This is a genomic window from Novosphingobium sp. EMRT-2, assembly GCF_005145025.1.
Lineage (GTDB): Bacteria > Pseudomonadota > Alphaproteobacteria > Sphingomonadales > Sphingomonadaceae > Novosphingobium.
The window spans coordinates 143,139-157,184 of the sequence record NZ_CP039699.1 but is presented as its reverse complement, the minus strand read 5'-3'; the positions used below and the strand labels follow the sequence as shown (position 1 = coordinate 157,184).

The 14,046-nt window shown below is 63.3% G+C and carries 12 protein-coding genes; 10 read left to right on the top strand and 2 right to left on the bottom strand.

Annotated elements, in window-relative coordinates; all coding sequences use genetic code 11:
- Window positions 1-73: 73 nt before the first annotated feature.
- The 5 genes from copC (at window position 74) to cueR (ending at window position 4,971) form a co-directional block, all read left to right on the top strand.
- Window positions 74-451 carry a copper homeostasis periplasmic binding protein CopC gene (gene copC / locus FA702_RS22325; RefSeq protein ID WP_007406420.1) on the top strand — a complete coding sequence of 126 codons (378 nt, stop codon included), beginning with the start codon at window positions 74-76 and terminating at the stop codon, window positions 449-451.
- A 4-nt stretch (window positions 452-455) separates the two neighbouring features.
- Complete coding sequence (gene copD / locus FA702_RS22320; RefSeq protein ID WP_007406374.1) at window positions 456-1,400, top strand: copper homeostasis membrane protein CopD; 945 nt, start codon at window positions 456-458, stop codon at window positions 1,398-1,400.
- A gap of 36 nt (window positions 1,401-1,436) precedes the next feature.
- Window positions 1,437-2,111, top strand: a complete 675-nt coding sequence (locus FA702_RS22315; protein WP_017501308.1) for a class I SAM-dependent methyltransferase — start codon at window positions 1,437-1,439, stop codon at window positions 2,109-2,111.
- A gap of 107 nt (window positions 2,112-2,218) precedes the next feature.
- Window positions 2,219-4,576 (top strand): heavy metal translocating P-type ATPase, encoded by a 2,358-nt coding sequence (locus tag FA702_RS22310; protein WP_136958220.1) that lies wholly within the window; start codon window positions 2,219-2,221, stop codon window positions 4,574-4,576.
- On the top strand, window positions 4,573-4,971 hold the full coding sequence (cueR, locus tag FA702_RS22305; RefSeq protein WP_020820526.1) for a Cu(I)-responsive transcriptional regulator: 399 nt from the start codon (window positions 4,573-4,575) through the stop codon (window positions 4,969-4,971). The genes FA702_RS22310 and cueR overlap by 4 nt, the downstream gene beginning before the upstream one ends.
- A 26-nt stretch (window positions 4,972-4,997) precedes the next feature.
- Here cueR and FA702_RS22300 read toward each other — a convergent pair whose 3' ends face one another.
- Entirely contained in the window at window positions 4,998-5,633 is a 636-nt protein-coding gene (locus FA702_RS22300) for a response regulator transcription factor (protein ID WP_136958219.1), read from the bottom strand.
- A gap of 462 nt (window positions 5,634-6,095) precedes the next feature.
- Between FA702_RS22300 and FA702_RS22295 the strand changes: the two genes are divergently transcribed.
- The 4 genes from FA702_RS22295 (at window position 6,096) to FA702_RS22280 (ending at window position 11,344) form a co-directional block, all read left to right on the top strand.
- Entirely contained in the window at window positions 6,096-6,479 is a 384-nt protein-coding gene (locus FA702_RS22295) for a nuclear transport factor 2 family protein (RefSeq protein ID WP_136958218.1), read from the top strand.
- Window positions 6,480-6,682: 203 nt separating this feature from the next.
- A complete protein-coding gene (locus tag FA702_RS22290; RefSeq protein WP_126053394.1) occupies window positions 6,683-7,267 on the top strand; it encodes a recombinase family protein in 585 nt (194 codons plus the stop codon).
- 4 nt (window positions 7,268-7,271) lie between these two features.
- Window positions 7,272-10,250 (top strand): Tn3 family transposase, encoded by a 2,979-nt coding sequence (locus tag FA702_RS22285; protein ID WP_136958217.1) that lies wholly within the window; start codon window positions 7,272-7,274, stop codon window positions 10,248-10,250.
- A gap of 92 nt (window positions 10,251-10,342) precedes the next feature.
- Window positions 10,343-11,344 carry a tyrosine-type recombinase/integrase gene (locus tag FA702_RS22280; protein WP_136958235.1) on the top strand — a complete coding sequence of 334 codons (1,002 nt, stop codon included), beginning with the start codon at window positions 10,343-10,345 and terminating at the stop codon, window positions 11,342-11,344.
- A gap of 365 nt (window positions 11,345-11,709) precedes the next feature.
- On the opposite strand, the gene FA702_RS22275 is transcribed toward FA702_RS22280, so the two are convergent.
- Window positions 11,710-12,693 (bottom strand): GlxA family transcriptional regulator, encoded by a 984-nt coding sequence (locus FA702_RS22275; protein WP_017181642.1) that lies wholly within the window; start codon window positions 12,691-12,693, stop codon window positions 11,710-11,712.
- A gap of 86 nt (window positions 12,694-12,779) precedes the next feature.
- Between FA702_RS22275 and FA702_RS22270 the strand changes: the two genes are divergently transcribed.
- On the top strand, window positions 12,780-14,036 hold the full coding sequence (locus FA702_RS22270; RefSeq protein ID WP_017181643.1) for a sarcosine oxidase subunit beta family protein: 1,257 nt from the start codon (window positions 12,780-12,782) through the stop codon (window positions 14,034-14,036).
- Window positions 14,037-14,046 lie beyond the last annotated feature (10 nt).

Below are 14,046 nucleotides of genomic sequence, written 5' to 3'. Positions count from 1 at the left end.
ACAAAAAGAAAATTGCGAGGGGTGCAGGTCGCGGCTGCGTATTCTCTCATGTCACTGACAGGAGAATGTCCAAATGCGCTTCTTTTCGCCCCTCGCAGCCATCGCCGCCGTCGGCCTGAGTGTTTCGGCTCCGGCCTACGCCCATCCCAAGCTCGTGTCCTCGACGCCCGCCGCCAACGCCAGCGTCCCGGCGCCGTCGCGTATAACGCTCACCTTCAGTGAAGGTCTGATGCCGAAGCTGTCGGGCGCCGAGATCGTGATGACCGGCATGCCCGGCATGCCCAACCACCGCATGGCGGTAACCGGCTTCAAGACGTCCGTCGAAGGCGACAAGACGCTCGTGCTGACGCTCGCCAAGCCGCTCATGGCGGGCAGCTATCAGGTCGCCTGGCACGTCGTCTCGACCGACACGCACCGCATCCAGGGCAATCTCGCCTTTACCGTCAAGTGACGCCATGAACGACGTGGCACTCGTCGCCGTCCGCTGGGCGCTCTACGTCGATCTCGGCCTGTTGTTCGGCCTGCCGCTGTTCGCGCTCTATGCGCCCGGCGGCGGCCGGATGGTACAGCGGCATCTGCCGATGGTAGCAATGGTGGCCGGTCTCGCCTGTCTCGCCCTCCTGCTGTCGGCGCTGGGGTTCGCGTTGCAGGCAGCGGCCATGACCGGGCTGCCGCTCACCCAGCCTGATCTTTCCATGGTCGCAGAGCTGTTCAACGGCACGTCCATGGGAACGGCGCTGAAGGCGCGCCTCGTCGCGCTCCTCGTTCTTCTGCTCTCCATCCCCTTCTATCGCCGGCAATCCCGTCCTGCCTTCATCGCCTCCACTCTGGCAGGCGCGGTCGCACTCGCGACCCTCGCCTGGAGTGGGCATGGCGCGGCTGGCGAAGGCGAGGCGGGCTGGCTGCAACTGGGGGCCGATCTCATCCATCTGCTCGCCGCCGGCGCCTGGGTCGGCGCGCTTGCCGCATTCCTCGCGCTGGTACTTCCCAGGCTCGCAACCGACGATCTCGCCGCTCAAGACATGGACCGGGTCACGCTCGCCGAGGAAGCGTTGCGGGGCTTCTCCCTCGTCGGCACGATCATCGTCGCCCTGCTGATCCTGACCGGGACGGTGAACGGCTGGTTCCTCGTCGGTCCGGGCAACATCGCCTCGCTCGGGCAGTCGACCTACGGCCTGCTGCTCATCGCCAAGCTGCTGCTGTTCGCCGGCATGCTGGGCCTGGCCGCGCTCAACCGTTATCGCCTGACCCCGGCACTTGCGCAGGCGATCGAGGAAGAGGACGCGCCACGGGCGCAGGCGCTGCTGCGCGCGAGCCTCGTCGTCGAAGGCGGTCTTGCGATCGTCATTCTCGGGCTCGTCGCCTGGCTGGGGACACTATCGCCGCCCATGTCGATGTAGCTTATCGTTTCGGACGCCTCGCGTTGGGAGAAGCCAATGCAATCCTACACCCCGCCGCTCGGGACCGGATCGACGAAAGACTATGATCGCGCGATCCGCCTGTGGACGCGGGAGAAGCGGTGGCGTGCCGCCATGCTCGCCGCCCTGGCGCCCAAAGCCGGTGAGACGGTCGTCGACGTCGGCTGTGGCACCGGCAGCTTCGCGCTGATGCTCAAGCAAGCCGAGCCCAGGACGCAGGTGATCGGTCTCGATCCCGATGCCGAGGCGCTCGACATCGCGCGGCACAAGGCCGCTGTGCGGCGGGCCGATATCGACTGGCGTCAGGGATTTGCCAGGGACGTGGCCCCGGGTACCGCCGACGCTGTCGTGTCGAGTCTCGTGCTGCATCAGATGCCGGTCAGGGAGAAGGCGGCAACCCTGCGCGCCATGTTCGCCATGCTGCGCCCGGGTGGGCGCCTGGTGATCGCCGATTATGGCCGCCAGCAGGGTTTCATGCGGCTTGCCTTCCGCCTGACCGTGCAGCGGCTCGATGGCATCGATGATACCCGGCCCAATGCCGACGGCGTGCTCCCCGGCCTGATCGCGGCGGCCGGCTTCAGGCATGTGGCCGAGACGTTTCGGCTTTTGACCATCACCGGCGCGATCGACTTGTTTACGGCGCATCGACCGGCGCAGGACCACGGCCTTACGGTTGCCAATGACCTTGGCTGATGGCGGCCAGGCGAACGGGCCCGCCGATTTGTCCGCTTAGGCGATTACGTATTGACCCTGACACGGTGTCAGACCCTAGATCGTCAGGCGTCGAAAGGAGCAAGGCGATGAACGAGACACATGGAGCGGCGCATGGCGGCGGTTGCTGCGGCAGCCACGGCGCTGCGAAACCAGCGGCTGGCGTCAAGGACCCGGTCTGCGGCATGACCGTCGATCCTGCGATCACTGCGCACCATGCCGAGCATGGCGGTGAAAGCTATCATTTCTGCAGCGCGGGCTGCCGGGCAAAATTCATCGCCGATCCCGAGCGCTATCTCGGCCCGCCGGCACCGCCAGTCGCGGTGCCAGAAGGCACGATCTGGACCTGCCCTATGCATCCCGAGATTCGGCAGGACCATCCCGGGTCCTGTCCGATCTGCGGCATGGCGCTCGAGCCCGCGACCGTGACTGCCGACAGCGGCCCCAGCCATGAGCTGGTCGATTTCACACGGCGCTTCCGGGTCGGCCTGATGCTGGCCCTCCCGGTGCTGATCCTCGAGATGGGCGCGCATCTCTTTCCCGCGATCCATCGCCTCGTGCCGATGTCGATCTCGGTATGGATCCAGTTCGTGCTGGCGACACCCGTCGTGCTCTGGGCGGGCTGGCCCTTCTTCGAGCGTGGCTGGACCTCGCTCAAGACCCGCAACCTCAACATGTTCACCCTGATCGCGATGGGGACCGGGGTCGCCTGGATCTACAGCGTCGTCGCGACGCTCGCGCCCCAGCTGTTCCCGCCCGCCTTCCGCGGAGAGGACGGCATGGTTGCCGTCTATTTCGAGGCGGCCGCGGTGATCACTGTCCTCGTGCTGCTCGGCCAGGTGCTCGAACTGCGCGCGCGTGAGCGAACCTCGGGCGCGATCAAGGCGCTGCTCAATCTCGCGCCCAAGACCGCGCGCCGCATCGGTTCCGATGGCAACGAAGAGGAAATCAGCCTCGATCTGGTCGCGGTCGGCGACCGCCTGCGCGTGCGGCCCGGCGAGAAGGTGCCGGTCGACGGCGTGGTCGAGGACGGCCGCTCCTCGCTCGACGAGTCGATGGTCACCGGTGAGTCCATGCCCGTCACCAAGGCCAAGGCCGACACGGTGATCGGCGGCACGCTCAACCAGACCGGAGCGCTGGTGATCGTCGCCGACAAGGTCGGACGCGACACCATGCTCGCGCGGATCGTCCAGATGGTCGCCGAGGCGCAGCGCTCGCGCGCGCCGATCCAGCGCATGGCCGATCAGGTGTCGGGCTGGTTCGTGCCGGTGGTCATCGCGGTCGCGGTGGTCGCGTTCATCGCCTGGGGTATCTGGGGCCCAGAGCCGCGCTTCGCCTACGGGCTGGTGGCGGCGGTCGCCGTGCTGATCATCGCTTGTCCTTGCGCGTTGGGTCTCGCCACGCCGATGTCGATCATGGTCGGCGTCGGCCGCGGCGCCGGGCTCGGCGTCCTTATCAAGAACGCCGAAGCGCTCGAGCAAATGGAAAAGGTCGACACGCTCGTCGTCGACAAGACAGGCACGCTCACCGAAGGCCGGCCTGCCGTCACCCAGATCGTGCCGGCGCCCGGCTTCGACGAAGCCGAACTGCTGCGGCTTGCCGCCTCGGTCGAGCGGGCCTCCGAGCATCCGCTCGCGTTGGCAATCGTCGAGGCCGCGAAGGATCGCGGCATCGCCACGAGCGACGTCATCGACTTCGACTCGCCGACTGGGCGCGGCGCGCTCGGCACGGTCGAAGGGCGGCGCATCGTCCTCGGCAATGCGCGGTTCCTTGCCGACGAAGGGGTTGCGACTGAGGCGCTCGCCAGCCAGGCCGACGCACTGCGACGCGATGGCGCCACCGCAATCTTCATCGGAATCGACGGCACCGTCGGCGGTGCCTTCGCCATCGCCGATCCGGTGAAGGCCACGACGCCCGAAGCGCTCGCCGCGCTCAAGGCGGAGGGTATTCGCGTGGTCATGCTGACCGGCGACAACCGCACGACAGCGGAAGCGGTCGCCCGGCGCCTGGGCATCGACGAGGTCGAAGCCGAGGTGCTGCCCGATCAGAAAAGCGCCGTGGTCGCCAAGTTCAAGCGCGAGGGGCGGGTGGTCGCCATGGCCGGCGACGGTGTCAACGACGCCCCCGCGCTGGCCGCCGCCGATGTCGGCATCGCCATGGGCTCGGGCACCGACGTCGCCATCGAGAGCGCGGGCGTGACCCTGCTCAAGGGCGACCTCACCGGCATCGTCCGGGCGCGTAAGCTCAGCCAGGCGACCATGTCGAACATCCGCCAGAACCTCGTCTTCGCCTTCATCTACAATGTCGCGGGCGTGCCGGTGGCGGCGGGCGCGCTCTATCCGCTGTTCGGCATCCTGCTCTCGCCGATCATCGCGGCCGCCGCCATGGCGCTCTCCTCGGTCAGCGTGGTCACCAACGCGCTGCGACTCAACCGGAAGGCGCTGTGAACATCGGCGAGACGTCTCGGCGGAGCGGCGTCTCGGAGCGGATGATCCGCCATTATGAGAAGATAGGCCTCATCCCGGCGCCGCCGCGCCGGGGTGCGGGCTATCGCGACTATGACGAGCGCGATCTTCATCGCCTGCGGTTCATCGCCAATGCGCGCGATCTGGGGTTTCCGATCGAGGAGATCCGCACTTTGCTCGGCCTTTGGGCGGATACGGGTCGCGCGAGTGGCGAGGTGAAGCGGCTTGCGCTGGCCCGTGCCGAGGAATTCGAGCGCAAGGCGGCAGCGCTGACGGCGCTGCGCGACACGCTGGTCGATCTCGCCGAACGCTGCCACGGCGACGCGCGGCCGGATTGTCCGATCATTGCCGAACTCGCCACGGGCCGATCCGCATAACGTCCGATGTCGCAGGATGGTGAAGCCTAATGGCGATCGTCCTCAGGCGATCCGTTCAGGTCCACAGCAAACGCGATCCGTAGCAAGTCGGGCAAACTTTGGGCTCCCAGTTTGACCATCAGGCTGGCTCGATCCAGCTCGACCGTGCGCGGCGTGGTACCGAGTTCATCTGCGATAAAGCTATTGGGATAGCCTCGCGCAATCCCTCTAAGAACGGCCCGTTCGCGCTGCGTCAGTCTCGCGGCTTTCGACAGCGCGTCGGCCTGTACTGCGGCACGCCCGGTTATATTCTCCAGCGAGCTGAAGGCGCGGTCGATCGCGCCAAGCAATGCGGCCTTTTCGACCGGTTTGGCGAGAAAGTCGGCAGCGCCCGCCTGCATTGCCTGCACGGCGAGCGTGGGATCGCCATTGCCGGTGAGCATGACGACAGGCATATCAATCCCGCGTCGCGTCAGCTCCACCTGGACCTGAAGGCCGTCCATATCCGGCATGTGCATGTCGAGGATCACGCAGCCTTTCTTAGCGTCACCCGCGGCCGACAGAAACTCCGGCCCCGAAGCGTAGGCCTCGACGGCGAAGCCGGCGGTACGCAACGTGAATCGCAGTGCCTTTCGGATTGTCTCTTCGTCATCGACGATGTGAACGACGCGCTTGTTCCCCATACTCCTCGGATCGATCTGGAGTGCCGCGCCGCAAAGGCACCGCTATTGGGGAGGCCTCTTACGGGCAGGACCATGGTCCAAGGTCAAGGCCGAAATATTGCCGCAGCAGTTCCAACGGCGCAGGTGCTCGAAATCGCCCCGATACGGCGGCTCTTACCACTGGAGTTCGGGCACCTCCGTCTGGGGACGTCACATAAAACGGGCACAGATATACGGTAAGGCCGGTGAGCGTCGCAAAACACCTGATTGTCGTTCAACTAGAAAATCTCATGAGAGCTCCTGATGACAGTCCTTGACGTTGCTATATGCCGTCGGGCATAATCGGCGAATGGTCAGTCCGTTTTCCCATCGAGATTATTATCGCCGCACCTGATTGCGGCTCGGATAGACCATCTTTCATCGAGGCCGCCAAGCTGGCGAGACTCGATGAGGCGTGTCGGCTTGGCTCTAAAGGAACCAAGTATGACTACCAAAGAATTATGCCAAAGATACCTGACCGCGCTTAATGATGGGAATCTTGACGCCACACTGGCTTTATTTTCGCAAGATGCTCAGGTTTCCTCGCCTCTTTACGGTGTACGTGACGCGCAGTCCTTCTACACGGCGCTGTTCGCAGATACCGCGCGGTCTGAAACCCGGTTGTTGAATGTCTTTTACCAATCCAACACTGGCTCAGCGATCGCTCTGCATTTCGAGTACGACTGGACGCTGGGGAATGGGAAGCTGGTCAAGTTCGAGTGCGTCGACGTCTTCGAATTGACAGCCGATGCGCAAAAATTCCAGAAAATCACGATCATCTACGACACGGCTCATCTAAGGTCCGATTTCAACGAAAGTACGCGATAGAGTAAATTGCGCGTCACCATGAAAGATGCTGGATTTTTTGGTGACGCGCATTGGTCGGATCTAATCTGATCGGAAAACGCATGTTGTCCGACAGGGTAGCATCGCAACCACGCTACGCCTCGACAACCATGGTTGATTTTGCACGACAAACCCTGTCGCTTTGATCTAGTGCGCGACAACATCAATTTCAGGGTTTGTCGCACATGCTCATCGGGTACATGCGTGTCTCATCGGTCGATGACCGTCAGTCGGTTGACCTTCAACGCGATGCCCTCCTCGCCGCAGGTGTCGATGAGCGCCATCTCTATTCCGACAAGGCATCGGGCGCCCGGGATGATCGTCCCGGCCTGAAGGCTTGCCTCGAATTCCTGAAGGCCGGCGACACCTTGGTCGTTTGGAAACTCGACCGTCTCGGGCGATCATTGACCAATCTTCTGGCGATCATAACCGATCTGAAAAATCGAGGTGTGGCCTTCCGATCGCTAACGGAGCAGATGGACACAAGCACGCCCCATGGTGAATTGCTGTTTTCGCTCTTCGGCGCGCTCGCCCAATATGAACGCGCGCTCACGCGTGAGCGGGTGATGGCAGGCTTGGTCGCAGCTCGACGACGGGGCCGGCGCGGGGGCCGGCCGCCCAGCATTGACGCGGAAACGATCGAGCAGATCACGGCAGCCCTCGATGCCGGCGCAAGCAAGGCGTCGGTGTGCCGATCATTCAAGGTGCCGCGATCGACCCTCATCGGCACGCTCGATCGCATTGGCTGGACGGGACCGGTCAAGGCCTGACCCGATGCCCCGCCGCTCTGTTCTGATCGAGGCGCAACACGCCGAGTTGTTCGCCTTGCCGGAGAGCGAGCCAGATCTGGTGCGATACTGGACGCTCAGTTCCGCAGATCTGCGCGTCATCACGAGCCGGAGGCGTCCCCACAACCGCCTCGGTTTTGCGCTGCAGCTCTGCGCCTTGCGATATCCTGGCCGATTGCTGAAACCCGGCGAATTCATCCCTGATGCTCCTCTCAGGTTCGTCGGGGATCAGCTCGGCGTCGAGCCGGACGCGCTTGCCGATTATGCCACGCGTGGTCCCACCCGGTATGAGCAACTCGATACGCTGCGCGAGGTATTCGGTTTCCGGCAATTGAGCCGTCCGATCCATGCAGAACTGCAGGCTTGGCTCTTGCCGATCGCACTGACCATGACCGGTGGAATCGATCTCGCGCGGATCCTGATGGAAGAATTCCGCCGCCGGCAGATAATCGTGCCCGGTATCACGTCCCTGGAACGCATGGTGAGCAAAGCTCTGTTAGATGCCGAGCGGAACGTGGGCAACCTGCTGACGGGAAGTCTGACTTCAGTGCAATGCGGCCTGCTGGACTCGCTGCTGCTGCAGCACAATGCAGGCCGCATCAGCATTCTTGCCTGGATCCGCCAACCACCCGGTAGACCGGGACGACGTGCCTTCGCGGAAATTCTCGAGCGATTGTCCACATTGCGGGCAATCGGCTTGGAGCCTGAAGTTGTAGCCCCAGTCCATCCAGAACGACTGCGGCGCCTTAATCAGGAGGGCGTGCGGCTCACTGCGCAACATCTATCCGTCCTGAACCCGATCCGTCGCCGGGCCATTCTGGCTGCCACCGTTGCCGAAATGCAGATCGCCCTGACTGACGATGCCGTGATGATGTTCGAACGTTTGATCGGACAGATGTTCCGGCGTGCCGAGCGCCGGGAAGAGGCTGCGCTGAAGCGCGACAAACGCACCATCAATGGCAAAATTCGTCTGCTGGCCCGTCTCGGAACTGCGATCATTGATGCAAGGGACAGCGGTGCAGATCCTCTCAGCGCCATTGAAGAGGTTATCGGATGGGACGATCTCGGTTCCGAGATCGAGGAAGCCAAGCGACTTGTCCGTCCCGATCCGCTCGATCCCGTCGAACTCGCGCGATCGAACCTGCCGATCCTGCGACAGATCGGCCCGGCCTTCGTCGCAAGCTTCACCTTCGGTGCGGTGCCTGCCTGTGTGGGTCTTGCTCGAGCCATCGCGACAATGCGCGATCTCGGAAGTGGCCGCCTGCGCAAGCTACCAGCAGATGCCGCGCTTGGTTTCGTCCGACCGGCATGGCGGCGACGGATTGGCCGAGCCGGTCTTGATCGCCGTATTTTCGAGTTCTGTGTCCTCGCCGAGTTGCGGGACCGCTTGCGAGCGGGTGACGTGTGGGTCGAAGGCAGCCGGCGATACAGAGCCGTGGAGCAGCAACTTATCTCCACCCCGGTGTTCACTGCTATGAGGGCCGCTGGTCCATTGCCTGTCCCGGTCGCCGATACGGCCGCAGTCTGGCTCGAGGAGCGCAAGGCGCTCCTTTCCCGAAGGCTGGCCGAGGTGGACGCAAAGGTGGAAGCGGACGGGCTCGAAGATGTGCACTTTTCAGGCGGCAAGCTGCGGATATCGCCACTTCGAGCCATCACACCGGAGGAAGCCGAAAGGGCACTCTCTCCCTTGTATGGCCATTTGCCGGCCATCCGCATTACTGACCTGCTGGCGGAGGTTGATCGTTGGACCGGCTTCTCGAAATGCTTTACCCATCTCACCACGGGCCGCGTACATGATGATCCCCGCACTGTCCTGACAGCGGTTCTTGCCGACGCCACCAATCTCGGCCACGCCCGCATGGCAGAGGCCTGCGATTTGGTGAGCCAGCGCCAACTCGGTTGGCTTGCGGCATGGCATTTACGCGAAGACAGCTACGGCGCCGCCTTGGCGATGTTGGCCGATGCTCAGCATCGCATGACGCTGTCAAATGTGTTCGGCGATGGAAATGTGTCGAGTTCCGATGGCCAGAACTTTCCACTTGATCGCCGCGCGCAGGCGACCGGTTCTGTCAATCCCCACAAGGGCAGTGAACCTTCGGTATCCTTCTATACTCACGTCTCGGATCGCTATGCGCCGTTTCATGCCAAGGTTATTTCCGCCGGTGCGAGCGAGGCAGCCCACGTCCTTGACGGCCTGCTGCATCATGGTGCCGAACTTGCGATTGAACGCCACCATACCGATGGCGGCGGCATTTCCGACCATGTTTTCGCGCTCTGCCATTTGCTGGGGTTCCAGTTCGCACCGCGAATTCCCAATATCGCCGCCCGGCGCCTCCACTTGTTCCGCGATGCGCGGCCAGGGCCGACCATAGCCCCGATGGCCGCGCAAGCCATTGATGAACAGCTCATCGCTAGCCACTGGGAAGACATCGTCCGCCTCGCAACATCTATCCGGACCGGAGTCACGAGTGCCTCCACCATGCTCGAGCGCCTTGGTTCATATCCGCGCGCCAACGGCCTGGCGCTGGCGCTACGCGAGATAGGCCGGGTTGAACGGACGCTTTTCACCCTAGACTGGATCGAAAAGCTGGAAGAACGGCGCCGTGCTACGCGCGAACTGAACAAGGGCGAGGCGCAGAACGCCCTCAAGCGCGCGATCTTCTTTCACCGCACCGGCCGGATACGCGACCATGGGCTACAGGCTCAAGGACACCGAGCGTCCGCGCTCAATCTGGTGGCTGGAGCCATTGTCCTCTGGAACACGACCTACCTCGAGGCGGTGCTTCGCCATATGGAGCAGCAAGGAAAGGAAATCCCGGCCGAATTTCTCCAACATCTGTCACCGCTGGGCTGGCAACACATCAATCTGACCGGCGATTACCTTTGGACGGATCATGACTTAACGACCGGCACGCTACGGCCGCTGCGCCAAAAGATCGGCGCTACCGTGCCCCAAAAGGCTTAGCGTATATCTGTGCCCGTTTTATGTGACGCCCCCTGATTGGGACGGGAACCCGTCCGGGTGGCGGTATCGACGAGGCCTTGCTCGACGCCGCGATGCGGGGCTGGTCGATCAATACCCGGCGCGCGTTCCGCTCGGACCTGACTTTGTGGGGACAGTGGTGCCACTCACGCCGGATTGTACCGGGTGCGGCCGAACCCGCCGACGTCGCCGCCTGGATCCGTGCGCTTGCCGGGATCGATCCATCGTCCGTAAAGACCCGCGCCATGGCCACGATCGAGCGCTACCTCGTCCATGTCGGGTGGGCCTACCGCATGGCAGGGTTGACGGATCCGACCGCCGCAGCGCTGGTCAAGTTCGAGCGCAAGGCGGCGCGCAATCATCTCGGCGTGCGCCAGAGGCAGGCGCGCGCCATCCGGTTCAAGGGCGACATCGCTGATCTCGACAGTCCCGCCTCTGGCGTGTGCCTGGCCCATGTGCTCAAGGCCTGCCGCCGCGATGAATTGGGGATGCGCGACGCGGCCATGTTGCGCATCGCTTACGATACAGCCGCGCGGCGCTCGGAACTGGTCGCGATCGATGTCGGGCATATCGAGGGGCCCGACAGCGACGGAGCCGGTTTGTTGCACATCCCTTCAAGCAAGACCGACCGAAAGCAAGCCGGAGCCGAGGCTTATCTTTCTCCCGCGACGATGGCGGCCATTGCCCGCTGGCGTGAAGCGGGCAGGGTGGACAAGGGTCCGCTGCTGCGCCGCGTGACGACGCACTTCGACGGCTCGATCGACAGCATCGGCACCGAGCGCCTGCACCCGAACAGCATCACACTCATTTACAGGCGGCTCATCCGTCGCGCCTGGGAGAAGGGCCTGCTCGGTGAAATGAGCGAAGCCGAACGCGACCGCTGGCTCAGCACGGTCTCGTCACATTCGATCCGGGTCGGGGTGGCCCAGGACAATTTTGCGGCAGGAGAAGGACTGCCAGCTATCATGCAGGCCTACCGGTGGCGCGATGCGCGTACCGTCTTGCGGTATGGCTCAAAGCTTGCCGCTAAAAGTGGGGCAAGCGCCAGATTGGCCAAGCGGTTCGCCGATCAGTAACCGGATCTGCCTGCCGCTGCTGCGCCCTTTGAATGCAGTCTATTGTGGCGCTCAATAACAGCGCATTGCACGCCATTGCGCTCTATTTTGGCGTCCGACATCTGCCTCGTCCACTTGCGGCGTGATGTTCGATTCGCCGTCGACGCGGTGACGGGTCTTTTGCCCAACGGCCCGCGATCATGCCAAGATTGCCATCGCTTCATGGCTGGCGCGCGATTCATTCGACCGGCTGCGCACCGTGGACGTCCTCGACTCGCGTGAACCACGTATCGATGGCCCGATCCGAACTTCCCGTGGCGACGATGCTGGTGCTGAGTCCAATTCCCGGCCTCGTGCTGGGAACACCGGCCCGCGAACGCCCCCGATTAGGATTCTCGATCTCTCCTCGCCCGCCCCGAGGGCGGTTTCCCATAGCGATCACGAAAACTGCGGCTAAAATGGCTGGCACTCTGAAACCCGCAAGCTAATGCAACTTGTGTGACGGACAGCGCCGTCGTGCGCAAGAGTTGCTCCGACTTCTCGAGCCGGATGCGCATATAGCTCTCCCGCATGGTCGCACTGAGATGGTTGCGGAACAGGCGTTCCAATTGCCTGACCGAGACCTCTGCGATTTTAGCTAGGGTTTCGCGCGGGGATGGTTCCTCCACCGTTTCCTCCATATGAGCGAGTACCTTCAGTACCGTGTCATTGGACACCTGATGCCTTTCGCGCAGGCTCAACCGCTGAGGGCGGTCGGCCCTACGGGTATCGGTACGGATGAACCAGTCCGAAATAATCGAGGAAAGGCCGTAACCTTGCTCACGCTCGATCATTTCGATCGCCAGGTCCAAACCCGCCATCCCGCCCGCGCAGGTCACGCGGCGGCGGTCGATGACAAACAGTACGGTTTCTGGCGAAACATTCGGAAAAGTTTCAACGAAGACGGGCCGATGCTCCCAATGGATCGTCGCGCGATAACCATCGAGAAGCCCGGCCCGCGCCAGCAGGAAAGGGCCAGCAGATACCCCTGTGATGACTGCGCCCTGTGCCGCCATGCGCCGTAACCAAGCAAATGTGCGTGCATCCGAAAACCCCGTGGGGTCACCGCCTGCGAAAACGAACAGCGTTTCGCAGTCAAACGGCTGGCCCACCGCGAAGTCGGCTAGGATCGTTGCGCCATTCGACGCATGGATCGGCCTTCCATCAACTGAAATGTGGGACCAGCGATAGAGCGTGCGCCCCGCCAGCGCGTTCGCTGCGCGGAAGACCTCAATTACTGAGGCATAGGACATCAGCGAGAATCCGTCGATCAGCAACAGCCCTAGCGTCCGAATTTCTTCAGCGCTGCGAAGCTTGTCGGTTTTGGTCATATAAGGGTCGCTCATGGACAAGCGATATGGTGCCGAACGGCTACTTACAAGACATCACATCACACGAATTTCGAGGCGCCGCACGCATGACGCGCTTTTCCATTTTCAATCTTGCCACGCACGCTCTCAAGGGGCATCGCGATTGGCGCCCGACCTGGCGCGATTCCGCGCCTGCTGAGGGTTACGATATCGTCATCGTCGGTGGCGGCGGCCACGGCCTGGCCACTGCCTACTACCTCGCCAAGGTCCACGGTATCCGCCGCGTCGCAGTGGTCGAGCGTGGGTGGATCGGCGGCGGCAACGCCGGACGCAACACCACGATCATCCGCTCCAACTACGGATTGCCCGGCAACGAGCCCTTCTACGAATTTTCGATGAAGCTTTGGGAAGGGCTGGAGCAGGACCTGAACTACAATGTGATGGTCAGCCAGCGCGGCATCCTGAACCTGTACCACAGCGATGCCCAGCGTGATGCTTTCGCCCGGCGCGGCAACGCGATGCTGCTCCATGGCGCGGGAGCGGAATTGCTGGACCGGGACGCGGTGCGCAAGATGGCACCGTTCCTGAATTTCGATTCGGCCCGCTTCCCGATCATGGGTGGCCTGCTGCATCGTCGCGGAGGTACTGCCCGGCACGACGCGGTCGTCTGGGGTTATGCCCGCGGCGCTTCCGACTTTGGGGTCGACATCATTCAGAACTGCGAGGTCAAGGGCTTCCTTCGTGACGCCAGCGGCGCCGTCACCGGCGTGGAGACAACGCGCGGTGCAATCCGCGCGAACAAAGTCGGCCTGTCGGTGGCCGGACATTCCTCTGCCGTCGCAGCGATGGCCGGGCTGCGCCTGCCGATCGAGAGCCATGTGCTCCAGGCCTTCGTGACCGAGGGGCTGAAGCCGGTCATTCCCGGCGTCATCACTTTCGGGGCCGGACACTTCTACATCAGCCAGTCGGACAAGGGGGGGCTCGTCTTCGGCGGCGACATCGACGGATACAACACTTACGCCCAGCGGGGGAACATGCCGGTAGTGGAGGACGTGTGCGAGGGTGGCATGGCGATCATGCCGATGATCGGTCGCGCCCGCCTGCTGCGTTCCTGGGGCGGTGTCGTGGACATGTCGATGGACGGCTCCCCGATCATTGACCGCACCCCGGTCGAGGGCCTCTATCTTAACGGGGGCTGGTGCTACGGCGGTTTCAAGGCAACGCCGGCCGCCGGGCGCTGCTTTGCCCATCTGCTCGCGACGGGCGCCCCGCACGATACGGCTGCCGCCTACCGCTTCGACCGCTTCGAGCGCGGTCATCTGATCGACGAAAAGGGCGCCGGCGCCCAACCCAATCTTCACTGAGGGAACGAGG

What these genes read in the sequence shown, in the direction of transcription:
- copC (WP_007406420.1), top strand. Translation starts at nt 74, where the DNA reads ATGCGCTTCTTTTCGCCCCTCGCAGCCATCGCCGCCGTCGGCCTGAGT.
- copD (WP_007406374.1), top strand. Translation starts at nt 456, where the DNA reads ATGAACGACGTGGCACTCGTCGCCGTCCGCTGGGCGCTCTACGTCGAT.
- FA702_RS22315 (WP_017501308.1), top strand. Translation starts at nt 1,437, where the DNA reads ATGCAATCCTACACCCCGCCGCTCGGGACCGGATCGACGAAAGACTAT.
- FA702_RS22310 (WP_136958220.1), top strand. Translation starts at nt 2,219, where the DNA reads ATGAACGAGACACATGGAGCGGCGCATGGCGGCGGTTGCTGCGGCAGC.
- FA702_RS22300 (WP_136958219.1), bottom strand. Translation starts at nt 5,633, where the DNA reads ATGGGGAACAAGCGCGTCGTTCACATCGTCGATGACGAAGAGACAATC.
- FA702_RS22295 (WP_136958218.1), top strand. Translation starts at nt 6,096, where the DNA reads ATGACTACCAAAGAATTATGCCAAAGATACCTGACCGCGCTTAATGAT.
- FA702_RS22290 (WP_126053394.1), top strand. Translation starts at nt 6,683, where the DNA reads ATGCTCATCGGGTACATGCGTGTCTCATCGGTCGATGACCGTCAGTCG.
- FA702_RS22285 (WP_136958217.1), top strand. Translation starts at nt 7,272, where the DNA reads ATGCCCCGCCGCTCTGTTCTGATCGAGGCGCAACACGCCGAGTTGTTC.
- FA702_RS22280 (WP_136958235.1), top strand. Translation starts at nt 10,343, where the DNA reads ATGCGGGGCTGGTCGATCAATACCCGGCGCGCGTTCCGCTCGGACCTG.
- FA702_RS22275 (WP_017181642.1), bottom strand. Translation starts at nt 12,693, where the DNA reads ATGACCAAAACCGACAAGCTTCGCAGCGCTGAAGAAATTCGGACGCTA.
- FA702_RS22270 (WP_017181643.1), top strand. Translation starts at nt 12,780, where the DNA reads ATGACGCGCTTTTCCATTTTCAATCTTGCCACGCACGCTCTCAAGGGG.